Raw genomic sequence first — 25,450 nt, 5'->3', positions numbered from 1 at the left:
AATATTTAACAATATGGCTAAGCAATTATTTTTCAACACAAGTGCAAGAGACCAGCTGAAAAAAGGCGTAGATGCGCTAGCTGACGCAGTGAAAGTAACATTGGGACCAAAAGGCCGCAATGTAATTATAGATAAAAAGTTCGGAGCTCCTACCATTACTAAAGATGGTGTATCTGTAGCTAAAGAGATCGAATTGGAAGAGCCAATCGAAAACATGGGCGCTCAGCTAGTAAAAGAAGTAGCCTCCAAAACTGCTGACAACGCGGGTGACGGTACTACTACCGCTACTGTACTTGCCCAATCTATCTTTGGCGTAGGTATAAAAAACGTAGCTGCCGGAGCTAATCCAATGGATCTCAAAAGAGGTATTGACAAAGCAGTATCTGCAGTTGTAAAGCAACTTCAAGCTGATTCCAAGCAGATCTCTACTTCTAAAGAAATTGCCCAAGTAGCAACCGTGTCTGCCAATAATGACGAAGAAATCGGAACAATGATTTCTGATGCAATGGACAAAGTAGGCAAAGACGGTGTGATCACTGTAGAAGAAGCAAAAGGTACTGAAACTGAAGTTAAAACTGTAGAAGGAATGCAGTTCGACAGAGGTTACCTTTCTCCTTACTTCGTGACCAACACGGAGAAAATGGAAGCTGAACTAGAGCAGCCTTACATTTTGATCTACGACAAGAAGATTTCTTCAATGAAAGAATTGCTTCCTGTGCTTGAGCCAGTAGCTCAGTCCGGTAAGCCATTGGTGATTATCTCTGAAGATGTAGATGGCGAAGCGCTTGCTACTTTGGTAGTAAACAAAATCAGAGGTGCCCTGAAAGTAGCAGCTGTTAAGGCTCCTGGTTTTGGAGACAGAAGAAAAGCAATGTTGGAAGACATCGCGATCCTTACCGGTGGAACAGTGATCTCTGAAGAAAGAGGCTTTAAATTGGAAAATGCAACTGTTGACATGCTTGGAAGAGCTGAGAAAATCAACATTGACAAAGACAATACAACTATCGTGAATGGCGCCGGAGATGCAGCTGCGATCAAAGGCAGAATCTCTGAAATCAAAGCTCAGATAGACAAAACCACTTCAGACTACGACAGAGAGAAATTGCAGGAAAGACTTGCTAAACTTTCTGGTGGTGTAGCTATCCTTTACATAGGAGCTGCTACAGAAGTAGAAATGAAAGAGAAGAAAGACCGTGTAGATGATGCACTTCACGCAACTAGAGCAGCTGTTCAAGAAGGTGTGGTAGTAGGTGGTGGTGTAGCTCTTGTAAGGGCTGCCGAAGCGCTTAACGATCTTAAAGGCCTAAACGAAGACGAAGATACCGGTATCAACATCATCAGACAGGCTATAGAATCCCCTTTGAGAACTATCGTATCCAACGCTGGCGGTGAGCCATCTGTAGTGATCAACAAAATCAGAGAAAACAAGGGCAACTATGGCTACAATGCCAGAACCGATGTTTACGAAGACTTGTTCAAAGCTGGAGTAATCGATCCTACTAAAGTAACCCGTCTAGCTCTTGAGAATGCAGCTTCTATCGCAGCGCTTCTTTTGACTACCGAGTGTGTAGTAGCAGATATGAAAGAAGAAGGCCCTGCAATGCCTCCAATGGGTGGCGGCGGAGGAATGGGCGGCATGATGTAATCATCCCCGCACAATATTTAAAAGGAGGCTTTTCGGAGCCTCCTTTTTTTTTGTTTCTAAAGCAACAATTCATTACCCTCCCGTCCTTTCGTTTTTCCTGATAAAATCTAAGAGAAAAATCAATCTTTGTCTAGCTCATACTTTAGCGTCTTTCCTTTTTGGACCGCAGGAAGACCTTCTGTCATCCATAGTGGGGCGGGCTCGCCCTTAAGATAATGATCGAAGAACTGACTCAACCGGACTGATAAATCCTTTCTGTTTTTCCGCTTCACCAGATTATGATCTTCGCCATTGTATTGAAGAAGCCATGCTGGCTTATTTAATCGCTTGAGTGCCATAAACATTTCAATCCCCTGATACCACGGAACAGCTCCGTCCTCATCGTTATGCATGATCAGTACGGGCGTTTTGACACGGTCCATAAAGAACAAAGGAGAGTTCTCTACATAATAAAGAGGTTTTTCCCATAGCGTACCCCCTATCCGGGATTGGGTCTGCTCGTATTGGAACATACGGCTCATCCCTGTCCCCCACCTGATTCCACCATAGGCTGATGTCATATTCACTACAGGAGCGCCTGCACCGGCAGCTTTGAACATATCGGTTTGGGTAATAAGGTAAGCCACCTGATAACCACCCCAACTTTGACCCTGAATAGCCATGTTATCAGCATCCACAAAACCTCTGGCGACAATTGACTGCACACCTGGGATTATGCAATTGTAGGCACTCGGTCCTGGAAGACCAAGTTGATATTTGATATCTGGCACAAAGACCAAATAATCGTTACTTACGAAATATGGAATATTGATAGTGGAGGCACTAGGAGCAGGAGCTCTATAATTATGGAGTCCATCGCTGCTACGTTCGTAGAAATAAACCATCATCGGGTATTTTTTGGATGGGTCAAAATTCTCCGGCTTAAACAACAACCCTTGAAGAGGTTCTCCGTCGTTAGTTAGGTAATCCACCAATTCTACTGACCCCCAATTCACGTTGGCTTGCTGAGGATTTAGGTTCGAGACCTTTTTGAGATTTTTAAACGTGAGGTCACCCAAATACATATCAGGATTCTCTTGATAGGTTGATCTGTTGATCAAAATAGCTGAACTCTCCTCTGCTTTGGTTAAACCGAAGTAACGATTAGCTGACATCACTAACTGTTTTGGAGCTGATTTCCCGTCAAAAGCCCCTGTAAAAAAACCTGAGTCTTTGGTCTTTTCATTGAATGCCCTAAGAAGCAATTGACCTTTTGGGTCGATACTCTGCTCCTCTCTGTCAAGAATTTGTCTTCTGAAAACAATAGTTGACTTTCTCCCCATTCCCTGGGTCAAGTTTACTGTTGCAGACGGATCACGTGGATCTATTTTCCAGATATCAAATCTATCGTAAACCAGAAATGCCTCGTCTCCAGCTAACCAACCCGCAGCGCCATAGCTTCCGGGAAGTGATGGTGAATCATGCAATTCTTCATAAAATACCTCAGGAAGTTCTTTGGTAAGATTAATTTTGGCCTTGTTGGCAACATCATAGGCTACCCAGCTGCTATCCTGTCCGTCATACCAATACACATAGTTGCCTTCAGGGGAAATCGAAGGAAAACCGGAAGCGTCCTTTTCAATTAACATTTTGGATCCATCCTTAAAATCTACTAGGTATAAATCCCTACCAATCTGAATGTTCCAGCTGTAGTTGATCCGATAGGGCTCATCAGTCCAAGCCAATCCAAAATCACGTTCTACTTTTGCTTCCAGGATTACATTTTTCACGTCCGGGTCTGCCAACTGGGTGATTTTACCTGTTTTCAAATCTATTGCAGCCAGGTAAGAAAATTTCTCTTCACGCTCCTTGTTTTTCAGCTGCATAGGCTGAATCTCAGAATCCTGCCATCCCCAAATATCCAGACTCACTCTATCATCATCCAAAATAGTCGTATCACTTTCGTAGCTATAATCCACATAATCCGGAGCTACCCCGAAAAACAAACGTTCCTCATTCTCAGAAAATTTAAGGTCTCCTTCTTTACTGATTCTTCCATTCTCCAAAATCCCCTCGGAATCCCTTGTGGCAATTTCAGTTAGATCTCCGCTACGGGTTTGGAGAAGAAAGAGGGAATGGTAAGGTTTTTTGGCTTTGGTAGAATCATCAGTTGTGAGATAGGCAAGGTAGTTGGACTCCGGCGAAAATGTAACATTCGAATAGGAAGTCATTCCCTTGGAGAGCAATTTACTTTCACCATTTGACAGGTTGAGCAAATAGATAGCCGCATTATCCAAGGTATCTTCCTCAGCTAGCACATAATGAAGGAAGTCACCATTTTTGGAAAAACCGAAGGACTTCACTCGTTCGAAATCATAGCTAACCGAGCCGTCCAGTTTTCGGACAGTAAGTTTTGTCCCTTCTGTCTTTTTTGGCTCTTCCTCCTTAGCGGTGGAATCGGCTTCTGTTTCTTCTTCCTCCTTGACTTTCTCTTTTTTCTCCTTCTCAAAATGAATAGCTATCCAGCTCCCCGCTTCCTCCGGTGTTGCGAAAGACTTTACTCTGGAAAGCTTTTCCAGCTGATTTTCCTTCATATTATAGATAAAAAGACTGTCGGTAGGCATTTCTTCCTTTTTGGTCTTTTTTAATTTCAATACATACACAGAGTCTTTCTCGGGCACAATTTTGCCAATGGCAAATCCGTCATCTGCAGAAAACCTAAAGGATGAACCTCTTGGGAAGATTTGGCGTGTAGCGGGATTTTTGAACGGAAAAATCTCGACACGTCCATCTCCGTCCTGAGGAGCTATTTCATATCCGACCCACTGGCCATTTTTGGTGATTTTCTCAGAAGCTATTCTTTCCCATCCATCATAATCTGCATGGGTCAGCGCTCTTTTCTGCTGTGCAAAAAGAAGTTGTGAACCTAGGAACAGCACGATCAATACTGCAAATCTTCTAACTTTCATTTCAAAGTGAGTTAAGGGTAAATCTCCCTCCAAACAATCCTAATACTTATCGTTAAGTTGATTTCTCATGAAAACTGGTTGTCTGGAGCCCTCCAAAAATAAAAATACACTTCCGTCAATACTCCACCGCTTAAAAAAAATGCCAATTATTTATTAAACATTAGTTCAATTGTTCCCAGTGATTTACCCTCAATTGGCAAAAGGAACAGAAAACTACTCAGTGATCAATAACTCACAAACGGAGATAAAAGCTGAACTTCTGAACTATACTGCCTCCCATAATCTGCAGGAACTAGTGAGACTTTCAGAAAAACACAGCTACGAAATAGTTAAAAAATACGAAGAGATGCCATCTTCCTGATAATGCAGTTAGAAGAAAAATACGGCGTCGATAGTTTCGAATGTGATTTTATGCATTTTGTCCCTTCTTTTAAAAACAAAAAAGTCTCGCCAGAAGCAAGACCCTTTTCAGAATATAAACCCAAATATAACTTTAGAGATTAAAAGTTTCAGTTGAAATTAAACTAAAATTCGGAAATGCAAATGATCTCAGATTTTAATTCGACTTTTTACTCTATCGACAAAATATTCAATTGAACATTTATATCGAGTCCAAAGTAAGTGGTTTTTGCTTTTAATTACAAATTGAAAAAAAAATTTTGCTATATTTTGAACAATCTCTAATTTACAGGCAGATTCATTAACAATCATCCAAAATCACTCGATAAAAATGGACAAAATTTTAGATATCGATAACATAGACTTGAAGATCATTTCGCTTCTCAATGAAGATGCCAAGACACCTTACACTGAAATAGCCAAAAAAGTCTTTGTGTCTTCAGGTACAGTGCACGTGCGTATGAAGAAACTAGAGGATATGGGCATCGTTAAAAGTGCGACTTTAAACATTGATTTTTCAAAGTTGGGCTATGACATCTCGGCATTTCTGGGAATTTACCTCGAGAAAAGTTCACTCTATGACACCGTTATCGAAAAACTTAAGACGATTTCCGAAGTAGTCAGTGCCTATTACACTACAGGTAACTATTCAATATTCGCCAAGATTATTTGCAGAGACACCAACCATCTGAGATTTGTGCTGGACAATATCCAAAAAGTGGAAGGAATTGACAGGACGGAAACATTGATAGTTTTGGAAGAATCCATCAACAGGCCAATCCAGTTTTTCGACAAGGAGAAATAAAGCAATTAAGATTAAATCTAAATAAAGAAATTTCCCTTTGCGTTAAAAATCGAAAGTATTGAACCTTCAATACTTTTTTTTTGTAACACCCTTATAGAATTGGCGGAAATGCGGTTTTCTATCGAACCCTCACATGATCGATAGAATAATCCAATGGGCAGAAATATAATATTTTCATTATATGTTGTACCTTCGCCGTTAAAATGTAATTAGTCTAAATAACTCAGCACAAATGAGCAAAGACAATCAGATTTTAGAAGAACTAACGTCAAAAGAATACGAACATGGATGGTCAGTGAACTATGAGGCCGATGAGGCTCCTGTAGGTTTAACTGAAGACACTATTCGATGGATATCAACCAAGAAAGAAGAGCCTCAATGGCTCCTTGATTGGAGGTTAAAAGCATTCAAAACATGGGAGGCCATGTATGAGCCCAAATGGGCAAATGTTCATTACCCAAAAATCGACTTACAGTCTTTAAAATACTATTCTGCACCCAAGCAAGCCAGCAAACCTAAGAACCTGGATGAAGTAGATCCCGAATTACTGGATATCTATAAGCGATTGGGGATTAATCTAAATGAGCAAAAGAGGCTTCAAGGTATTGCAGTGGATGCTGTACTGGATTCAGTCTCCGTGGCCACCACGTTCAAAGGCACGCTTTCCAAACTTGGAATTGTATTTTGCTCTTTCAGCGAAGCAGTAAAAGAACATCCTGAGTTGGTGAAGAAATACCTGGGTTCGGTCGTCCCAATGACCGATAACTACTATGCTGCACTTAACTCTGCTGTATTCTCTGACGGATCGTTCTGTTATATTCCAAAAGGAGTCCGGTGTCCGATGGAACTCTCAACCTACTTCAGAATCAACGCAGCCAATACTGGTCAGTTCGAAAGGACACTGATTGTAGCTGAAGATGAATCGTACGTTTCCTATCTAGAAGGCTGTACGGCGCCACAACGGGATGAAAACCAATTGCATGCTGCAGTAGTGGAAATATATGCCGGAGCACATGCAGAAGTGAAATATTCCACCGTACAGAACTGGTTCCCAGGTGATAAAGAAGGAAAAGGTGGTATTTACAACTTCGTGACTAAGCGTGGTATTTGCGCGGGCGATTTCTCCAAGATTTCCTGGACTCAGGTGGAAACAGGGTCAGCGGTGACCTGGAAGTACCCATCCTGTATATTGAAAGGTGATAATTCAATCGGAGAGTTCTATTCTGTAGCGGTAACCAACAACTATCAGCAGGCAGATACAGGGACGAAAATGATCCATATTGGTAAAAACACCAAGTCTAGAATTGTATCCAAAGGTATTTCGGCAGGAAAGTCTCAAAATTCCTACCGTGGTCAAGTACAGGTAATGAAGCGCGCTACAAATGCACGTAACTTCTCGCAGTGCGATTCCCTGCTTATGGGAGATCGCTGTGGAGCACATACATTCCCATACATCGACATCAATAATCCGACTGCTAAAGTGGAGCATGAAGCAACCACTTCAAAGATCGGAGAAGACCAGCTATTCTATTGCAACCAACGTGGTATTGCTACTGAAGACGCTGTAGCTTTGATTGTAAATGGATATGCCAAAGAAGTATTGAATCAACTGCCAATGGAATTTGCTGTGGAAGCACAGAAATTACTTGCACTTACTTTAGAAGGCTCCGTAGGTTAAGGGATTTTGAGATTGAAAGATTAGAATATTGAAAGCTTAGACAGAATTATGTTAACAATAAAGAATTTGCACGCCTCTATTGAAGGAACACCTATCCTTAGAGGTATCAATTTGGAAGTAAAAGCCGGAGAGATCCATGCGATAATGGGCCCGAATGGCTCAGGTAAATCGACCCTTGCCTCTGTATTGGCAGGAAGAGAAGAATATGAAATAACTGCTGGAGAGGTTTCTTTTAAAGGAAAAGACCTACTTGAGCTCTCCCCGGAAGATCGGGCAAGAGAAGGCGTATTCCTTGCATTCCAATATCCTGTGGAAATTCCGGGGGTCAGCTCGACTAACTTCCTGAGAACTGCCGTCAATCAAGTAAGAGAATATCGTGGAGAAGAACCGCTTGATGCGGTGAAATTCCTGACTTTGATGAAAGAGAAAATGAAATTGGTTGAGATGGATCAGAAGCTTCTGAGCAGATCTTTAAATGAAGGTTTCTCTGGCGGAGAAAAGAAACGAAACGAAATCTTCCAGATGGCCATGCTTGCCCCTACCCTTTCTATTTTGGATGAAACAGATTCTGGCTTGGACATCGATGCGTTACGTATTGTGTCAAACGGCGTAAATCAGCTGAAATCCAAAGACAATGCAACCATAGTGGTCACTCACTACCAGAGACTGTTGGATTACATCGTTCCGGATTTTGTCCATGTATTGTACAAAGGCCAAATCGTGAAGTCAGGCACTAAAGAGCTTGCACTAGAGCTAGAAGAAAAAGGATACGACTGGATCAAAGACGAGGTCGATTCTAACGCTACCGTTTGATTTTCATTCTAAAACATCACGCATGAGTACGCTTATTAAGCAAGATATACTTGTGGAATTGTTGGGGAATGCAGGCAATGGCTTCGAACAAGTCCGCACTGCAGGAAAGGAAGCTTTCCAGACCCAAGGATTCCCTACTAATAAATCAGAAGAATACAAATTCACTGCAATCACCAAAAAACTAGAGCAAAACATCCAAAATTTTGCACAGGCGGGTGATTTCGAAGTGACCGCCGAACAGGTAAAGGCAAATGTTTTTGAAGGTTATTTAGGTGACGTTTTGGTATTTGCCAACGGACATTTTCACCCTGCGCTTTCTTCAACGATTGAAGGAGTGGAAGTGGCTCTTCTTTCAGAGAAAGCTGACACAGCACTTGGAAGCATTGCAAAGCCTGAAAAGGATCCTTTCTGTGCGTTGAACCAGAGTGCTTTCGAAGGTGGGGTTTATATTTCCGTTCCGAAAAAAGCTCAACTACAGAAACCAATCCTTCTGTTGAATTTCTTCAAAGCTAACGCGGGACAAGTGATCCAACCGAGAGTATGGATCCAGACAGGTGACTTTGCCGAAGTGACTTTTATCAATCACAGCATTAACCTTAGTGAGGCACCTTACTTTGTAAACAAAGTGGTAGAAATAAAAGGTGGATTAAACACTCAGATCCGCTATTATAAGCTACAGGATGAAGGCAAAAATGCCATCGAAGTCAGCACTGTTGAAACTGATATTCAGCAAGATGGAAGATTCTCTTCTGTGACTGTCTCTCTGTCTGGTGAATTGGTCAGGAACAACTTGAATCTTTCTATCCTGGGAAGCAATTCTGAAGGAAACATGTATGGTCTGTACCTGCTCAATGGCAAGTCGCACGTGGATAATCACACGAACGTGGATCATACCGTCCCTCATGCCGAATCCAATGAACTCTATAAAGGAATTCTTGCAGACAGCTCAAGAGGCGTTTTCAACGGAAAAATCTTTGTAAGACAGGATGCTCAGAAAACCAATGCTTTCCAGCAAAACAATAACATCTTGCTTTCCGATGACGCGGTGGTAAATACCAAGCCTCAACTTGAAATCTGGGCTGATGATGTGAAGTGCTCTCATGGCTGTACCACCGGTCAGCTAGACGAGGAAGCGCTGTTTTACCTACAGGCAAGAGGAATCGCGAAGGATCAAGCGAAGGGTTTGCTGTTATATGCTTTTGCAGGAGAAGTATTGGAACATATCACCGACGAAAGCTTTCGCGAATATTGTACAGAATTGGTGCAAAAACGGCTAGGGAGCAAATTCTAAATACTATTATGGGAATTGATATCGAAAAGATCAGAAGCTTATTTCCGGTACTCCATCAGGAAGTACATGGAAAGCCTTTGGTTTATTTTGACAATGCCGCTACTACTCAGAAGCCCCAAACTGTACTTGATGCGCTAACCAATTACTACCAAAAAGATAATTCGAATATTCACCGTGGTGCTCATGCATTGGCAGATCGGGCTACACGATATTTCGAAGGAACCCGAGAGGTAGTTCAGCATTTTATCAATGCGCGAGAGACAGCTGAGGTGATTTTTACGAAAGGAACTACTGAGGGGATCAATCTGGTGGCTTCCACTTTTGGAAGAAAATTTATAGAAAAGGGTGACGAGATTATCATTTCTACGCTGGAACATCACTCCAATATTGTCCCTTGGCAAATGCTCTGCGAGGAAAAGGGAGCGATTCTAAAAGTAATCCCGATCAATGACGCCGGAGAAATTATTTTTGGAGAATTCGAGAAACTGCTTTCTGCGAAAACCCAATTGGTCAGCATTGTTCATGCATCCAATGCTCTGGGCACTATCAATCCCGTTAAGCAAGTAATTGATGCTGCCCATGGGGTTGGGGCTAAAGTGCTTCTGGACGGAGCCCAAAGCTCAAGCCACTTACCGATTGATGTACAGGAGCTGGACTGTGATTTCTTTGCCTTCTCAGCCCACAAGCTATATGGACCTACAGGACTTGGGGTACTGTATGGAAAGAGAGAAGTATTTGAATCAATACCTCCCTATCAAGGTGGTGGAGAAATGATAAAAGAGGTGACATTTGAAAAAACAACATACAATGACATCCCTTTCAAATTCGAAGCAGGCACACCCAATATCGGTGATGTAATCGCTTTCAAAGCAGCCATTGATTTTATCAATGAAATAGGTAAAGAAGCTATCAAAGCCCATGAGGATGAATTGCTTGCTTATGCCAATGAGCAGCTGACGCGGATCAACGGCTTCATCCCGGTCGGAACGGCTAAGCAAAAAGTCAGCGTAGTTTCTTTCAATATCAAAGGGATGCATCCCTACGATGTAGGAATGATGCTGGATGCCAATGGAATAGCTGTCAGAACAGGCCATCATTGCACGCAACCTTTGATGAAAAGATTTGGATTGGAAGGAACTGTAAGGGCTTCCTTCTCGGTTTATAACACAAAATCAGAAATAGATAAATTGGCAGAAAGCGTAAGCCGGATTGCCCGAATAAAAAATAAATGAGTAGAATTCAGGAAGTTCAAGATGAGATAGTTTCGGAGTTTGAAATCCTTGGAGATGACAAAGAATCCACGATATATTACATCATGGAGCTAGGAGGAAGCTTAGAGGATTTTCCTGATAGTGAAAGGATTGAAGAAAACACCATCAAAGGGTGTCAATCCAAAGTTTGGTTGATAGCAGAGGAAAAAGATGGCAAAGTTCATTTCCAAGCTGATTCCAATACTGATATTACCAAAGGATTAATCTCGCTTTTGCTGAGAGTATTGAACTATCGAAGCCCGGAGGAGATTATTAATGCAAGGCTTGATTTCGTAGAGAGAATCGGAATGGGCTCTATCATCGGAAGCCAGCGCTCAAATGGTTTCGCCTCGATGATCAAGCAAATCAAACTATATGCCTTGGCCATTCAGACCAAGCAAAATGCCTGAAATTATGTCAACAGAAAGTAAAACGGAAGCTGCGGTAGGACAAGTAGAAAACCTTAAGGAAAAGGTGATCCAAGCCATCAAACTGGTCTATGATCCTGAGATTCCTGTGGATGTATATGATCTTGGCCTGATCTATGAAATCACCGTTTATCCTGTAAACAATGTGTATATCCTGATGACACTTACTTCTCCAAATTGCCCATCTGCAGAGTTCATTCCTTCGGAAATCAAGGATAAGATCCAACAGATCCAAGGCATTAATAATGTGGAGATTGAGCTGACATTTGATCCGCCATATTCTCAGGATATGATGTCTGAAGCAGCTAAGCTTGAATTGGGTTTTCTCTAAAATAAGTATTTTAAAACTAGTAATATTATGTATCCAGAAGAATTGATCGCTCCAATGAGAGCGGAACTTTCCAGCGTAGGATTTGAAGAGTTCAGAACTGCTGATCAGGTTGCAACGCATCTTGGTCCTGACCATAAAGGCACTACCCTAGTCGTAGTAAATTCAGTATGTGGCTGCGCAGCTGGAGCTGCCAGACCGGGAGTAACCTATGCTGTGGAGAACGCGACTGTAAAACCTACTACACTAGCCACTGTTTTTGCAGGAAATGATAGAGAAGCGGTAGAAAAGCTAAGAGAACTTTGTCTACCCTACCCTCCTTCCTCTCCAGCTATGGCACTATTCAAAGACGGCGAGCTAGTTCATTTTATCGAGCGCCACCACATTGAAGGAAGAAATGCAAAAATGATCGGAGATCACTTAGTAGAAGTATTCGAGCATTTCTGCGCGTAAAAAAAGCCCTCCGGGGCTTTTTTTTATTCCAAAATAAAAATTCACCAAGGATGTATAAATCCAGGCTTCTTGATTTCTAAGTATTTATTAAGGAATCGGTAGAGATTCTTATGAATTATTTCACTTTTCACAGGAATAATAATTCATCGATCACATTCTGCCATCAAAAAGCTATCTGATTTTATTATCTTACGAGCCTATTTCAAGGTTTTTTAACATAAGCAATCCAAACAAAAAATATATGTCTGAATCAGCTAAGCTTTCTTTCAAAGGACAAGACTATGAATTCCCGGTAATCACCGGAACTGAAAATGAATCAGCGATCGATATCGCAAAACTTAGAGCTTCCTCAGGATTAATCACCCTTGACCCAGGATATAAAAACACAGGAGCTACCACGAGTGCAATTACTTTTTTAGATGGTGAAGAAGGAATTCTTCGCTATAGAGGATACCGGATTGAAGATCTGGCTGAGAAATCAACCTTTCTTGAAGTCTCATATTTACTGATTTATGGTGAGCTACCTACTCAAGCTCAATACGAGAATTTCTCAAAAGAAATCACACATCATACGTTGGTTCATGAAGACATTAAGAAGATCCTTGAGGGCTTCCCTTCTAATGCCCACCCAATGGGAGTCCTCTCATCTTTAATTTGCTCATTGACGGCATTCTACCCTGACTCATTGAATCCAGTGAGAAACAAAGAAGAAGTGGATTTGAGCATTGCACGTTTAATTGCCAAGATGCCGACTTTCGCAGCCTGGGCTTACAAAAATGAGATGGGACATCCAGTCAACTATCCTGATAACTCGTTGGATTACTGCTCAAACTTTCTGAAAATGATGTTTGCGCTTCCGGCAGAAAAATATGATGTAGACCCGGTCGTTGCTTCTGCTTTGGACAAATTACTTATTCTTCATGCTGATCATGAGCAAAACTGTTCTACTTCCACTGTAAGAATCGTGGGCTCTTCCCAGGCAAGTATATATGCCTCAATTTCAGCAGGTATTAATGCGCTATGGGGACCACTTCATGGTGGAGCTAACCAATCTGTAATCGAGATGCTGGAAGCTATCAAAGCTGATGGTGGTGATGCTAAAAAATATTTAGACAAAGCAAAAGACAAAAACGACCCATTCCGATTGATGGGATTTGGCCACAGAGTTTACAAAAACTTCGATCCTAGGGCAAAAATCATCAAAAAGGCTGCTGATGATGTGCTGGAGAAATTAGGTGTGAATGATCCTGTATTGGACATCGCTAAAGAACTGGAGCAGGCTGCATTAAACGATCAATACTTCATTGATCGACAGTTGTATCCAAATGTAGATTTCTACTCTGGCATTATTTACAGAGCTCTTGGCATCCCAACAGATATGTTTACAGTAATGTTTGCTCTTGGAAGACTTCCTGGCTGGATCGCACAGTGGAAAGAAATGCGTGAAAACGGAGAGCCTATCGGTCGGCCAAGACAGGTTTACACAGGGCCAAATGAACGTGACTACGTTTCCATGAATAAGCGTTAATTGCAACGCATATTCCCCAATTTGTATAAATAACCAGCTGAATACAGCTGGTTATTTTATTTTCGGCAAACACTGGACAGGTACCACTATCTGGTACTAATTTTGATTTTACATTTTCAACAAAATTTCCCGACCATGTCATCCCAATCCTTAGATGATGCTGTAGCATTAACAAAAAAATTTACCAGTAAACCCAGTAACGAAGAGTTACTTAAACTTTACGGTCTTTACAAGCAAGCTACAGAAGGAGATAATGAAACTGATCGACCAGGAGGTTTTGACTTCACCGCAGCAGCTAAGTATAATGCATGGATGAATTTCAAAGGGACTTCTCAGGATGAAGCCGAAAAACAATACAGCGAATTGGTAAATGAATTAGCCAAGAAATACATCTAACCAAAAACCAACCCTGCATCCGGGAATTTTAAAGATACCGTTACTAACTCTTTCTTGCCATAGCGGAAGAGATAATGCTACCCGCTATTAGTTGCTGTATGTGATATAACATTAGCGGCAGCAAAACCAGTCCGAAAATAGCCGGATCTGAGAAAATCACTTTGCCAATCACTACTCCTTGCACTAATGATTTTTTAGATCCGCAAAAAAGTGCGGTAATCCTATCTTCCCGACTAAAGCCTAAGGCCCTACAGGCCCCCTCAATAAGCAACCATACTAAAAAGAACAATGCTAGCATGGTGGCTCCCACCTCAAGTAGAACAGAGGCTTCGTACGGAGAGAATACCCTCTGCGAAAAGGACTGTGCAAAAGAAGTAAACACGATGATCATAATCACGGTCTGATCCACATATTTCAAGTACCTGATGTGTTTGGCAATCCTAGGAAACAACCAACTATGGGATAGTATGCCAAGGATTACAGGAAGTAAAACTTTAAAAGAAAGTTCTATAAGGGTGGGTAGATAATCCATTTGGATAGCTGCTGAGTCCGCCAAGATCCCCATCCACGCAGGAGTAATCAGGACACCCAGTAAGCTGGAAATACTCGCGTTGAATATAGCTCCGGGAATATTTCCTCCCGCAATAGAAACCATAACCACTGAGGCACTTACAGTAGATGGCAGTACGGACAAATAGGTAATTCCTATCCTGAAATCTTTATCAATCCATGTCATTCCGGATGATAATAGCAGGACAAGAAGTGGAAAAAGCAAGAACGTACTTACTTGGATTAAAACATGTAATCTCCAGTTTGACAAACCGGATTTCAGAGCTGTAGGATTGAGTTTGACACCATAAAAAAAGAATACCAGGCCAATTCCAATGTTAATCATTGGCTTCCAAGGTATTGTTGATTCATTTGATCCCACAAATGGAAATAGCCAAGCCAGAAAAATCGCTGCTAATAAGCTCAATAAAAACCCGTTGATGCCAACCCTGCCAAGTGTGCTGGTTAATTTTCGAATCATATGATGGTCAACCGTTTAAAATTGTCGCAAAGAATGGCAGTCGCAATGGCAACGTTCAACGACTCAGCTTTACCAAATCCCGGAATGGTCACCTTCTCTGTCACCGACATTTCCAATTCACTAGCTATCCCTTTTGATTCATTTCCCATCAATATCACTCCGGCCTTCACTCCTTTCAGCTCATGCACATTTTTCCCGTTCAAGAAGGCGCCATATACAGGCACATTCCATTTCCGGAAAATGGATGCCAGATCCTCATAGAAAAAATTGACTCTGGTAAATGATCCCATGCTAGCTTGTATGACCTTGGGATTGTAGAATTCAGCTGTTTGAGGAGAAAAAACCAGATGCTTAATCCCGTACCAATCTGCTATTCTAATGATAGTTCCCAAATTTCCCGGGTCCCTCACATCATCCAATGCTATAGCCAATTCACCAGCCGGAAGATCGAAAGAGTGATTGGGTTTCATACCTACCACCGCCAGCGCACTATCGTTACTCTGATACTGACCAAGATTTTCCAGCTGATTTTGAGTAGCCACAATTACTTGGGTCTTGGAGTGAGTGATCTTACTGTTAATCCGTTCCAAAAAGGGTTCGGTGGTAATTAATAAATCAATTATGAAATCAGAATCCAAGACTTCCAGTACACTTTTCTCCCCTTCTACGAAGAACTTTTGCTCCTGATTCCGGAATTTCTTTTGATGTAAGGATTTAATAAACTTAACTGTATTTTTGCTAAGCATTCGGATTGACTCTGCCATTTTGAAATTCTCCAAATATATACTTTTTATCGGTGTCCTCTGGGCAATGCATGCCTGCTCCATAAGTAAAAACCTGCCCGAAGGTACCTATGTACTTGAAAGCAATAAACTTAAAGGGGTAGAAAAGGCAAATCAATTGGAGATTGAAGGCCTTTATATTCAGGAACCCAATACCAGAATCCCACTTACCAACTCCTCCTTGGGAGTAAGCATATATCGGGTGGGGCTGGCGTTCTATGATAGCGCAAAGGTAAATGAGAAACTTTACGCAAAAAACAGCGAGCTTCAGGAGGTTAGATCCCTACTTGATAAAGTACCTGATGATCGGAAACTAATTAAGAAGCGGGAGAAGCTACAGACAAAAATTCAATATTTGGAAAAATTGGAGGAGTACGGGAATTTTTTGATGCGGACGGGAAATCCAGTCACCATCTTAGACAGTACACTTACTGAAAAAACAGTCACTGAAATAGACAATTACCTATACAACAAAGGATTTTTAGAGGCAGAGGTGGCTTTTGAAGTAAAAACCAAAAAGAAAAAAGCCGAAGTAATCTACACCGTTCAAGAAAAAAATGCTTACATGCTCGATTCAATCTATGTCCGCTCAGACAATGAGGGGATTTTGGAATTAATCAAAAACAACAAGGACGGTTCTTTCATCACTAAAGGTGACCGCTATGATCAGAGCAATTTCACCCGGGAAAGGGATCGGCTAGAAGAGCTTTTCAAAAACAATGGATACTTCATGTTTACGAAAAACTTTATTGATTACAACCTCTTCTACGATACCACCTCCAAAAAGATCAATGTGGAGCAGCGGATACTTAAACCCTCTTTTACAGAAAAACACGAGGTATATAAGATCGACTCCATCACATTTAAAGTTAGTCCACCAAGTGATTCCTTCATAGATGAAAAGGTGCAAAAAAGCTACCGTAACATTGATTTCACATTTTACAAAGATCGGTTTTCGGAGAAACTGCTCAGCTCTAGGATTTTGTTTGATGAGGGACAAGAATATAAAAGACTTAACATAGTAGAGACCCAAAAGCAGCTCAGTAATCTCGACCTTTTCAGGTATATCAATATTTCTTTTGACACGGTTGGAACCAGACTAACTGCACGGATTATAACTCAACCTAACCAGAAATACCAACTAACCAACCAGCTCGGATTGAGTATTACCGAGCAGTTGCCCGGGCCATTCTTTAGTGTGGTGCTGAGAAATAGGAATTTCTTCAGAGCCGGTGAGATTTTGGAATTTAATTCAAGAATCGGATACGAAGGTGTTGCATCAGCGACGGATCAGGGAGTCTATCAAAGTAAAGAATTCGGCACATCCGCATCGGTTATCTTCCCTCGATTCCTTATTCCATTCTATGGATTAAGTTTACAGAAATATGGTAAATACAATCCAAACACCCGAGTTCAGCTGGGATATAACTATACAAATCGTCCGGAATATACCAGATCGGGCCTGAATGCCCTACTCGCCTATACTTGGGTCACTCAGGGCAACAGGCAACAATTCACTGTCAATGCCGCAGACATTAATTACATACGGACACCGAACATTTCTGATGATTTTGCACAAGTACTACTAGATCTTGAAAGTCAGGGGAATAATTTGATTTGGTCTTTCCTCCCTTCGCTAATAAGCAGTATATCGGCGCAGTCAATTATTAATTTCAATAATTATGGCAACTACAATTCAACGAATAAAGCCTCTTTGCTCAAGCTATTTGTGGAAAGCGGTGGGACTACTTTGAATTTTGTGGATGCCCCGAGCAACAATGAAACCACGGATTTCGCCAGATTCCAATGGCTTAAACTCCAGGCGGATTTCAGGAGATACTATCCTATCACTCAAAAATCAACCATAGCTTATAGAGCTAACTTCGGAATTGCTACCCCTTATGGTGTAAGTAGCGGAATTCTTCCCTATGAGAAATATTTCTTTGCCGGTGGAGGCACAAGCATCAGGGCATGGCAGGCAAGAAGGCTTGGTCCAGGCAGTTATACACCCCCCATTGGGGATGGAGGAAGATACGATTATGCCTTTGAGCAGCCTGCCGAAATGATCTTGGAGACCATGCTGGAATACCGAAGAAATCTGGTCGGCTACTTTGATATGGCTGTTTTCGTTGATGCAGGTAATGCCTGGGTGATAGGTGTGGACAATTCCCGGCCTGGAGCTGATTTCAGATTTGACAGGTTTTACAAGGAAATAGCTTTAGGTACCGGAATAGGCTTGCGGATGGATTTTAATTTCTTGGTAGTCCGTCTTGACTTGGCTACCAAAGCTGTGGATCCATCTATGCCGGAGGGCGAGCGGTGGGTTCTCGACAATCTATCATTCAATCAACTTTTTGGTCTAAAAGGCCAAACTGTTCTTAACTTTGGTATAGGTTATCCATTCTAAAACAATAATCATTCAACAATGTCACGAAAGAGTAAGGAAGAAATAGCTGAAGTTTACAGTCGTATGCAGGATCATATCTGCAATGAGCTGGAGTTGGCTGATGGCAGCGGAAAATTTATAGAAGACAGATGGCAAAGACCTGCCGGCGGCGGCGGAAGAACCCGGGTTTTAAAAAATGGAACTATTATCGAAAAAGGAGGAGTAGCATTTTCAGCTGTACACGGACCTACCCCGGATAAAATTCTTAAGAAGTTAAACTTACAGAAAGCTGATTTTTTTGCGACTGGTGTATCTATCGTCCTGCATCCCAAAAGCCCGATGGTTCCCATTATTCACATGAATATCCGATACTTTGAGATGGATAATGGTGAGCATTGGTTTGGTGGTGGAATAGATTTGACTCCTCATTATATTGATGGGGATGATGCAAAATACTTTCATCAAGAAGTAAAAAATGTCTGCGATCAATACGATTCGGCCTACTATCCAAAATTTAAAAATTGGGCAGACGATTACTTCTTTCTCAAACATAGAAATGAAACCCGCGGTATAGGGGGGATTTTCTATGATCGAATAAAAGCAAAAGACGACCTGGAATTTGAAGATATATTACAATTCAGCTTGTCTTTAAGCAAATTGTTTCCAAAGCTCTATGGGCATTTTATGAAGAAAAACTCCCTGCTCGACTATGGAGAAAACGAAAAATCCTGGCAGAGTTTGAGGAGAGGCCGCTACGTAGAATTTAACCTGGTGTGGGATGCAGGTACCAAATTCGGTTTGGATACTAACGGCCGCACTGAGAGTATATTAATGAGCATGCCTCCAATGGCAGAATGGGATTACATGCATGAGACAAAAATCGGGTCTAAGGAAGAATTTACCCAAGACCACCTCAAAAAAGGAATTGACTGGCTATCGTTTGTGAAATGATCGAACAAATCAAGACTTGGGACGAGGAATTATTCCTTTGGCTAAACTCCTTCCATACTGATTGGTTGGATGTGGTTGCTTTTCAAATGTCCCAAACATTTATCTGGATTCCTTTTTATGCCATTCTAATATATTTCATCTACAAGGCAGAGCCCAAAAACAGTTGGTGGGTTTATGGAGGTGTTGCGTTGACTATACTTGTTTCCGATCAGGTGACTTCCGGCATGATGAAACCTTTTTTTGAAAGGCTAAGACCTTGCCATGACGAGCGTTGGGAAGGGATAATCCACAACTATGGAAGATGTGGTGGCTTGTTTGGGTTTGCCTCCTCACATGCTGCCAATACCTTTGGCATGGCTCTTTTCTTAAATCTAAAGATGAAAGGGAAACTCCGTTTTCTACCCTGGTTATTTTTATGGGCTGCGGTGATATCTTATACCCGTATTTACCTGGGAGTACATTATCCTATGGATATTCTGGTCGGAGCAATAGTAGGGATTTTTGCAGCAATAGTATCTTGGATTATAATTGTTTTTATAAAAAGAGAAATTCTTAAGATATTACTTAAGTAAAAGTAATAAATCTGTAAAATGACAAAAAAAATATTTTTAGTCATATTTTTATTTTCGTCAATTTTTGCATCTGAAGAAGTCTATGCACAGAATGACTCCACAGATCTTAGCCCACAGCAAGAGGTATGGCCTGAATTGAATATCTATTATAAACTCAACGAAAATTTTCGCCTATACTCAATTCTTTCTGGATCTAAAGCAGATCAATCCAGTTACAGTGAAGGTTCATTTGCCATATACCTTGATTATTTTGGCTTTAAAGCCCCCATATCAAAACTAAACTTTGTAGGACGGGAAGAGCGATTCCGCTTCAGACTCCGTGCAGGATACCTTTATTCCACCACACCTCCTACTGCAGAGGATAAAATACGATCAAGCACTCTACGAATCCAGACCTCGAATACTTTTATGATTACACAAAAACTCCGTGCTTACTACAAAGGAAAGTTTGATGTAGTGATAGCAGATCACGAAGTTAACGCCAGGTATGTTCCTCGTATCATTTTGGAAAGAGATTTCAGAACAGAGTACTTGACATTTTCAGCCTATTCGTATGCAGAGCGGTTTCTCGATTTCCAAGGAAGGGGATTGAACAGAACACGGGTAGCTGTGGGAGCAAATCTAAAAGTAAGCAAGATTATAGATTTTGAAACGTACTACTTGCATCAGTTCAGTAATGGAACCAATGTCCCCACAGTTAAAGCAGTGGGGTCTAGATTGAAATTTTATTTCTCAAGAAAAGAAAAAAACACGCCTGAGTCTGGCATAGCACATCAATAGCAGAACAACCTGGGCGTTTCGTTGATTTTGTCTCACTATAACTAATTTTAGTATGAGGAATCTAATATCAGGATATCGCAATGGGAAGTTTAGACTAGCTTCTTTTTGTAGCTTTGGCGTGGTTTTTCTTCTATTTTACAGTTATCACACTGTAAATGCCCAGGATACCCACCACTGGAACAATCAGTTCGGGACACGTGCTGCGCTATTGGGAGGAGCAGTTTTGACTGACACGTTGGACAATGCCGGAGTCTATTATAATCCCGGGAATTTAAGTTTTCTGGATACCGCTTCCCTTTCAATCAATTCCAATTTCTATGGAATGGACAATATCAGCATCCAAAATGCACTAGGCAACCAGGCAGATTATAAAGGGCTACAATTCAATACCATTCCTCTTTTAATCAGTGGATCGGTTACACTCAGCCCAAAATGGAAGCTCAGTTACGGGCTGCTGACACCTGTGAGTTTTAAGTTTAATGGTAACGCGCGACTGGTGGAAATGGCCGACTTGATCAATGAGGATGAGAGCCCTGGTTTAGAGGAGCTAGTGGCAGAGTCCTCTTTGAACACCAAGGTACAGGAAACCAGTCTAACCATAGGCATGGGACGAAGGATCAATTCAGCCTTTGGAATAGGATTAAGCCTGATAAGTACATTGCGTACCACCGATTTTACCACGGACTTCTCCGCCAAGACCTTAACGAACACAGAGGATTATATGTTGGTATCCAGAGCCCAGGATTCCTATGTGAATTATTTTACTGTAAGGACCGCATTAAAAGCAGGTTTAAACTATCAGAAAAATAACTATGGTATTGGGCTGACATTTACCACGCCTGGGATAAATCTGTTTGGAAACGGTACAATCTCGAAGGACATTACCATCAACAATCTATATATCGACAAAATAGGCAGAAGATTAACTGCTTTTGCCTCAGATAGACAGGAAAAATTGAAGGCGAAATACAAGGCGCCTATGGAGATATCAGCGGGAGGCCATCTTGAATTTGGGACGGGGGTCCTCCACCTTAATGTTACTCATTTTGGAGGCTATGACACCTATACTATTATCCAAGCTGAGCCAGGCACTTTCATCCGTCCGGGTGGTGACGAGGCCGGACTGGGAAGCGATAAATTTTTGAACCTCGAAACAGCAATGAAATCTGTCACAAATTTTGCACTGGGATATGAGCTGCCTATAAAAAGTAACGTCAGCCTATTGGGAAGTTTTAGATCGGACTTCTCTTACTTTGATCCTGATACGTTTGAGAGTCTACAGCTTGTAACTGAGGTGACGCAATGGGATATTTATCACTTCACCTTTGGTACTATCATAGAAAAAAACAGGAGCAGTTTAACGTTAGGGATAGTTTATAGTATCGGTCAAACGGATGAATATCTCCAAAAAGGGAGCTTTACCAATTCTACGATCAACAAACCTTTGGAAGGATCACTGACTATCACTGATGCCAAATATACCAATATCGGTTTATTGATTGGATACTCTTTCAATTTCAAAAAATTAAATTGAAAGAGGAAAAAATTCAATTTACCGGCAGTTTTATTACTAGGATTAATGAAATCAGGATCCGATTTCCTAACTTAAGTAAAATTAATTCATAGATTAATTATTCTTTAACTACTTAATACTACTATCACTATGAAAAAGGCACTTATTACCTTATTTTTTCTTGCTTTCGTCGCCAGTGCCTCCATGGCTCAAGAGCTAAGAATTAACACGTACGCGGGATATGTTTTCAAGGATAAAGTAGACTCCTACTATTCAAGCAGCTCCTATTTCGAAGGGCAAATCCAAGATGGATTGAGATGGGGTGCAGGAATCGAATATCATATTCCTAACAGAGGAGCAGTTGAAATCCAGTATTTGCGTCAGGACACCAATGCGCCAACTGTTTATCAGGACGGAGGAATATTTGGTGGTCAAATTCAAAACACAGATTTTGATATGGCAATAAACTGGTTGATGCTCAATGGTACCAGGTACTTTCCCGTAAATGAAATTGTGGAGCCATTTGCGGGAGCAGGATTTGGTATGGGAATATTTAATGTGACTAACCCTGACACAGGCAGTGAAAGATCCGGAACCAAATTCGCCTGGAATATCCGGGGAGGCTCAAATTTCTGGGTAGCAGATAATGTTGCGATAAGAGTTCAGGCATCCTTATTTTCGGCAACCCAGGCTGTTGGTGGTGGCCTCTATTTTGGTACAGGAGGAGCAGGCGGAGGTCTTTCCAGCTATTCAAGCATGTATCAATTCGGACTAGAGGGCGGATTAGTATTTAGACTGCCCCAAGCTGGGAAATAAGTATCTTTAATCCATCGTATATCGGCACCGGGAATATCCAATATATTCTCGGTGCTTTTTGCGTTATTTGTCCTTCCAAAAAAAAAAATCGTCCACTCTCTCAAAATGAGATTACGAAGTGAATCTTACGTATGAAGTCATTCTACATCCTCCTATTCATCAGTTTTTTTACATTTATATTTTCCGGTTTTGCCCAAGAAAGCGACAGCATTCAAGCAAGCCCTAAAAAAAAAGAATCTTTTCTCAATCATACCTCAAAAGGGTTTATTCTAAAAACTGAAGATGACAAGTATGAGATGCAGATTGGATTACGGCTTCAGCTCAGATTTGCCGTACCGGATGATCAGGATCCTGTAACATTCGCGGATTTCACCAATCAAGATACGCGCGTATTCAAGATCAACCGTGCCAGATTGAAAGTAGGTGGGCATGCCTACCAGCCCTGGCTAAAGTATTATTTTGAATATGAACTGGGTAGCAGTATTCTTCTCGACTATCGGGTTATGTTTGAAAAGTGGCCGTGGCTTAACTTCAAAGTAGGCCAATGGAAAGTAGAATTCACTAGAGAAAGGTTTATCAGTAGTGGCAACCAACAGATGGTAGACCGATCACTTCTCAATAGAAAATTCACTGTTGACCGACAGCAAGGAGTTTCTGCTTATGGCCTTTTGGACGGTGGGGGCATTGCAAACTTCAATTATTGGCTTGGGATTTTCACCGGGACTGGAAGGGGATCTACACAGAACGATGATGAGAACTTGATGTATTTTGGTAGATTTCAATGGAATTTCTTAGGAAGAGAGGTTCCGTTTTCGGGTAGTGACATAGCTATTTCAGCAAAGCCTGCGGGGATTATTGCCATAGCGGCTATCACCAATACCAGTCCTTATACCCGTTTTTCTTCAGCAGGAGGAGGCAATCTGCACGGCTTTGAGGGCACAAATGATGGCCAATACGATGTAAAGCAATTTCAAATAGAAACTGCTTTTAACTACAAGGGATTTTCATGGTCTTCCGAGTTCCACAGGAAATATATTTATGATAACTTCGACGAGGTAGAGACTACACTAGGCGGTTATTATATCATGGCAGGTTATTTCCCAAGTCAGGTGATTGGCTTTTGGCCGAAACCGCTTGAACTTGCTATCAGATACGCAGTAGTTGATCCTGATCTGCAGTTAAACGGACTTAAGCAGCGTGAAGCAGGACTGGCCTTCAACTGGTTTTTCTCAAAACATCAAAATAAACTAACTACCGAGTTGACAAGATATACCTTCCAAGATCACAGCTTGCCTCAGGAGGATGAGTTCAGATTCAGGATCCAATACGATATTTCATTCTGATGCGCCTCCGATGTTTAGTTTTTCTGTCTTTTCTGCACACTTCAATTTTATTTGCACAGGAAGACACTATTCATTATCAGGCAAATAGAATCAATAATTTCGGTATTCTTCCACTTCCAGCCGTCGCCTATAATCCTGCCAACGGATGGATGTTTGGAGTAGCGGCTTCCACGTCCTGGTTTTTGGGAAATCCTGTAACTACCCATCAATCAAATCTGGTTTTTAACTTTCTCTATACCACGAAGAAACAATGGATAATCAGCTCTAAGAGCAATGTGTTTCTTGCAGATGATCAATGGAATCTAATCGGAGATTGGCGCTATTTCATTACTTCGCAGCCGACCTATGGACTGGGAAGCACTACGCCAAATGACCTTAGCTTCGAACAAATCGACCAAAGTGCTGTAGTTGTCGGGGAACAACAAATGGATTTTACTTTAATACGTTTTTACGAGACAATTCTAAGAAGAATAGGATACAGCAAATTCTATCTTGGAGTAGGTTACCACTTGGATATTCACCAAAAAATTCAAAGCTATACAGAAACACCCATTGATTTTAGTGCTGAATTCAGCCACAATTATTACAACGAATCAGTAGGGATTCCCATCAACGAATATACGCTTTCGGGTATTTCAATCAATGGCATCATGGAAAACCGTGATGTGGCCGTCTCCCCTTACGAGCGAAATTACACGATGATTTCTCTTAAGATCAATCCGGAATTTCTCGGATCTGACAAAACATCATCCACCCTGTTGTTGGATTACAGGCATTACTTCAACCTCAGTGAAAGCCGCAAAAGGCACATTATTGCTGCCTGGGCTTATGGAAACTTTCTTGTTTCAGGTGACTTACCTTACATGAATCTACCATCTATTGGATGGGACATGTTTGGAAGATCAGGAAGAGGATACGCCCAAGGTAGATTCAGAGGAGAAAATATGGTTTATTCTGAAGTAGAATATAGATTTCCGCTACTGCGTAACAAAGAACTTTTTGGAGGAACTGTTTTCATAAATGCGGCTTCCTTCAGCAGCAAAATGACCGGAGAGAAACTCATGGAGCAAATAAACCCCGGTTATGGCGTTGGACTTCGCGTGATGATAAATAAGGAAAAAAGAACAACTATAACTGCTGATTATGGTTTTGGACAAAAAGGCAATTCAGGATTTTACCTGAATATAAACGAGTCCTTTTAAAGCATTAAATTGAATAAGGCTCCAAGAAAAATTGTTAACTAGGATTATTTTTACATTTTTTTTAACTTAAATCCTAAATTTAGGTTAACTTCATACGCATACTATTCTCAACT

The 25,450-nt window shown here is 41.3% G+C and carries 23 protein-coding genes; 20 read left to right on the top strand and 3 right to left on the bottom strand.

From position 1 onward, the window contains the following. Positions 1 to 13: 13 nt before the first annotated feature. Positions 14 to 1,645 (top strand): chaperonin GroEL, encoded by a 1,632-nt coding sequence (gene groL, locus AS141_RS01120; protein ID WP_057935773.1) that lies wholly within the window; start codon positions 14 to 16, stop codon positions 1,643 to 1,645. Between the two features lie 119 nt (positions 1,646 to 1,764). Here groL and AS141_RS01115 read toward each other — a convergent pair whose 3' ends face one another. Continuing rightward, positions 1,765 to 4,593 (bottom strand): alpha/beta hydrolase family protein, encoded by a 2,829-nt coding sequence (locus AS141_RS01115; protein ID WP_057935772.1) that lies wholly within the window; start codon positions 4,591 to 4,593, stop codon positions 1,765 to 1,767. A gap of 178 nt (positions 4,594 to 4,771) precedes the next feature. Here AS141_RS01115 and AS141_RS01110 point away from each other — a divergent pair, with 178 nt between their 5' ends. The 11 genes from AS141_RS01110 to AS141_RS01060 all read left to right on the top strand — a co-directional run bounded on the left by AS141_RS01110 (position 4,772) and on the right by AS141_RS01060 (position 13,962). Continuing rightward, positions 4,772 to 4,954, top strand: a complete 183-nt coding sequence (locus AS141_RS01110; RefSeq protein ID WP_157243347.1) for a hypothetical protein — start codon at positions 4,772 to 4,774, stop codon at positions 4,952 to 4,954. A 369-nt stretch (positions 4,955 to 5,323) separates the two neighbouring features. Next, complete coding sequence (locus AS141_RS01105; RefSeq protein ID WP_057935770.1) at positions 5,324 to 5,797, top strand: Lrp/AsnC ligand binding domain-containing protein; 474 nt, start codon at positions 5,324 to 5,326, stop codon at positions 5,795 to 5,797. A 232-nt stretch (positions 5,798 to 6,029) separates the two neighbouring features. Then, positions 6,030 to 7,475 (top strand): Fe-S cluster assembly protein SufB, encoded by a 1,446-nt coding sequence (gene sufB, locus AS141_RS01100; protein WP_057935769.1) that lies wholly within the window; start codon positions 6,030 to 6,032, stop codon positions 7,473 to 7,475. A gap of 48 nt (positions 7,476 to 7,523) precedes the next feature. Beyond that, positions 7,524 to 8,288 (top strand): Fe-S cluster assembly ATPase SufC, encoded by a 765-nt coding sequence (sufC, locus tag AS141_RS01095; protein WP_057935768.1) that lies wholly within the window; start codon positions 7,524 to 7,526, stop codon positions 8,286 to 8,288. 22 nt (positions 8,289 to 8,310) lie between these two features. Further along, a complete protein-coding gene (gene sufD, locus AS141_RS01090) occupies positions 8,311 to 9,579 on the top strand; it encodes a Fe-S cluster assembly protein SufD (RefSeq protein ID WP_057935767.1) in 1,269 nt (422 codons plus the stop codon). Positions 9,580 to 9,587: 8 nt separating this feature from the next. Next, entirely contained in the window at positions 9,588 to 10,811 is a 1,224-nt protein-coding gene (locus AS141_RS01085; protein ID WP_057935766.1) for a cysteine desulfurase, read from the top strand. After that, entirely contained in the window at positions 10,808 to 11,239 is a 432-nt protein-coding gene (locus tag AS141_RS01080) for a SufE family protein (protein ID WP_057935765.1), read from the top strand. The genes AS141_RS01085 and AS141_RS01080 overlap by 4 nt, the downstream gene beginning before the upstream one ends. Positions 11,240 to 11,243: 4 nt before the next feature. Beyond that, a complete protein-coding gene (locus AS141_RS01075) occupies positions 11,244 to 11,588 on the top strand; it encodes a DUF59 domain-containing protein (protein WP_057936196.1) in 345 nt (114 codons plus the stop codon). Positions 11,589 to 11,615: 27 nt separating this feature from the next. After that, a complete protein-coding gene (locus AS141_RS01070; protein ID WP_057935764.1) occupies positions 11,616 to 12,038 on the top strand; it encodes a BrxA/BrxB family bacilliredoxin in 423 nt (140 codons plus the stop codon). A 241-nt stretch (positions 12,039 to 12,279) separates the two neighbouring features. Continuing rightward, positions 12,280 to 13,566, top strand: coding sequence for a citrate synthase (locus AS141_RS01065; protein WP_057935763.1), 1,287 nt, complete (start codon positions 12,280 to 12,282; stop codon positions 13,564 to 13,566). A gap of 135 nt (positions 13,567 to 13,701) precedes the next feature. After that, entirely contained in the window at positions 13,702 to 13,962 is a 261-nt protein-coding gene (locus AS141_RS01060; RefSeq protein ID WP_057935762.1) for an acyl-CoA-binding protein, read from the top strand. Between the two features lie 43 nt (positions 13,963 to 14,005). Here the strand turns inward: AS141_RS01060 and AS141_RS01055 are convergent, their stop codons facing one another. Next, a complete protein-coding gene (locus AS141_RS01055; protein WP_057935761.1) occupies positions 14,006 to 14,992 on the bottom strand; it encodes a bile acid:sodium symporter family protein in 987 nt (328 codons plus the stop codon). Next, the gene (locus tag AS141_RS01050) at positions 14,989 to 15,738 is read right to left on the bottom strand and encodes a TrmH family RNA methyltransferase (protein WP_057936195.1); all 750 of its coding nucleotides are present in this window, start codon (positions 15,736 to 15,738) and stop codon (positions 14,989 to 14,991) included. Before AS141_RS01050 ends, AS141_RS01055 begins: the two co-directional genes overlap by 4 nt. A gap of 19 nt (positions 15,739 to 15,757) precedes the next feature. Here AS141_RS01050 and tamL point away from each other — a divergent pair, with 19 nt between their 5' ends. The 8 genes from tamL to AS141_RS01010 all read left to right on the top strand — a co-directional run bounded on the left by tamL (position 15,758) and on the right by AS141_RS01010 (position 25,337). Then, a complete protein-coding gene (gene tamL, locus AS141_RS01045) occupies positions 15,758 to 18,181 on the top strand; it encodes a translocation and assembly module lipoprotein TamL (protein WP_082632121.1) in 2,424 nt (807 codons plus the stop codon). Positions 18,182 to 18,199: 18 nt separating this feature from the next. Continuing rightward, entirely contained in the window at positions 18,200 to 19,111 is a 912-nt protein-coding gene (hemF, locus tag AS141_RS01040; protein WP_057935760.1) for an oxygen-dependent coproporphyrinogen oxidase, read from the top strand. Then, positions 19,108 to 19,683 (top strand): phosphatase PAP2 family protein, encoded by a 576-nt coding sequence (locus tag AS141_RS01035; protein ID WP_057935759.1) that lies wholly within the window; start codon positions 19,108 to 19,110, stop codon positions 19,681 to 19,683. The genes hemF and AS141_RS01035 overlap by 4 nt, the downstream gene beginning before the upstream one ends. A gap of 18 nt (positions 19,684 to 19,701) precedes the next feature. Beyond that, complete coding sequence (locus tag AS141_RS01030) at positions 19,702 to 20,463, top strand: DUF2490 domain-containing protein (RefSeq protein ID WP_057935758.1); 762 nt, start codon at positions 19,702 to 19,704, stop codon at positions 20,461 to 20,463. A 52-nt stretch (positions 20,464 to 20,515) separates the two neighbouring features. Further along, positions 20,516 to 21,997: a hypothetical protein gene (locus tag AS141_RS01025; RefSeq protein ID WP_057935757.1), complete on the top strand. Its 1,482-nt coding sequence runs from the start codon at positions 20,516 to 20,518 to the stop codon at positions 21,995 to 21,997. Between the two features lie 129 nt (positions 21,998 to 22,126). Further along, complete coding sequence (locus AS141_RS01020; protein ID WP_057935756.1) at positions 22,127 to 22,792, top strand: outer membrane beta-barrel protein; 666 nt, start codon at positions 22,127 to 22,129, stop codon at positions 22,790 to 22,792. Positions 22,793 to 22,923: 131 nt separating this feature from the next. Beyond that, entirely contained in the window at positions 22,924 to 24,135 is a 1,212-nt protein-coding gene (locus AS141_RS01015; protein WP_057935755.1) for an OprO/OprP family phosphate-selective porin, read from the top strand. Next, entirely contained in the window at positions 24,135 to 25,337 is a 1,203-nt protein-coding gene (locus tag AS141_RS01010; RefSeq protein ID WP_082632120.1) for a BamA/TamA family outer membrane protein, read from the top strand. The genes AS141_RS01015 and AS141_RS01010 overlap by 1 nt, the downstream gene beginning before the upstream one ends. Positions 25,338 to 25,450 lie beyond the last annotated feature (113 nt).

Origin of the sequence: Algoriphagus resistens (assembly GCF_001442615.1) — a bacterium.
In the GTDB taxonomy this organism is placed as follows: Bacteria; Bacteroidota; Bacteroidia; order Cytophagales; family Cyclobacteriaceae; genus Algoriphagus; species Algoriphagus resistens.
Note: the sequence above shows the minus strand (reverse complement) of the source record. Positions and strands in the feature narration are given on the sequence as shown.

Coding starts and splice junctions, on each gene's coding strand:
- AS141_RS01075 (WP_057936196.1), top strand. CDS start 11,244: ATGTCAACAGAAAGTAAAACGGAAGCTGCGGTAGGACAAGTAGAAAAC.
- AS141_RS01050 (WP_057936195.1), bottom strand. CDS start 15,738: ATGCTTAGCAAAAATACAGTTAAGTTTATTAAATCCTTACATCAAAAG.
- AS141_RS01105 (WP_057935770.1), top strand. CDS start 5,324: ATGGACAAAATTTTAGATATCGATAACATAGACTTGAAGATCATTTCG.
- AS141_RS01025 (WP_057935757.1), top strand. CDS start 20,516: ATGAGGAATCTAATATCAGGATATCGCAATGGGAAGTTTAGACTAGCT.
- AS141_RS01010 (WP_082632120.1), top strand. CDS start 24,135: ATGCGCCTCCGATGTTTAGTTTTTCTGTCTTTTCTGCACACTTCAATT.
- sufC (WP_057935768.1), top strand. CDS start 7,524: ATGTTAACAATAAAGAATTTGCACGCCTCTATTGAAGGAACACCTATC.
- AS141_RS01055 (WP_057935761.1), bottom strand. CDS start 14,992: ATGATTCGAAAATTAACCAGCACACTTGGCAGGGTTGGCATCAACGGG.
- AS141_RS01035 (WP_057935759.1), top strand. CDS start 19,108: ATGATCGAACAAATCAAGACTTGGGACGAGGAATTATTCCTTTGGCTA.
- AS141_RS01060 (WP_057935762.1), top strand. CDS start 13,702: ATGTCATCCCAATCCTTAGATGATGCTGTAGCATTAACAAAAAAATTT.
- AS141_RS01115 (WP_057935772.1), bottom strand. CDS start 4,593: ATGAAAGTTAGAAGATTTGCAGTATTGATCGTGCTGTTCCTAGGTTCA.
- sufB (WP_057935769.1), top strand. CDS start 6,030: ATGAGCAAAGACAATCAGATTTTAGAAGAACTAACGTCAAAAGAATAC.
- sufD (WP_057935767.1), top strand. CDS start 8,311: ATGAGTACGCTTATTAAGCAAGATATACTTGTGGAATTGTTGGGGAAT.
- AS141_RS01030 (WP_057935758.1), top strand. CDS start 19,702: ATGACAAAAAAAATATTTTTAGTCATATTTTTATTTTCGTCAATTTTT.
- AS141_RS01080 (WP_057935765.1), top strand. CDS start 10,808: ATGAGTAGAATTCAGGAAGTTCAAGATGAGATAGTTTCGGAGTTTGAA.
- hemF (WP_057935760.1), top strand. CDS start 18,200: ATGTCACGAAAGAGTAAGGAAGAAATAGCTGAAGTTTACAGTCGTATG.
- groL (WP_057935773.1), top strand. CDS start 14: ATGGCTAAGCAATTATTTTTCAACACAAGTGCAAGAGACCAGCTGAAA.
- AS141_RS01015 (WP_057935755.1), top strand. CDS start 22,924: ATGAAGTCATTCTACATCCTCCTATTCATCAGTTTTTTTACATTTATA.
- AS141_RS01085 (WP_057935766.1), top strand. CDS start 9,588: ATGGGAATTGATATCGAAAAGATCAGAAGCTTATTTCCGGTACTCCAT.
- AS141_RS01065 (WP_057935763.1), top strand. CDS start 12,280: ATGTCTGAATCAGCTAAGCTTTCTTTCAAAGGACAAGACTATGAATTC.
- AS141_RS01070 (WP_057935764.1), top strand. CDS start 11,616: ATGTATCCAGAAGAATTGATCGCTCCAATGAGAGCGGAACTTTCCAGC.
- AS141_RS01020 (WP_057935756.1), top strand. CDS start 22,127: ATGAAAAAGGCACTTATTACCTTATTTTTTCTTGCTTTCGTCGCCAGT.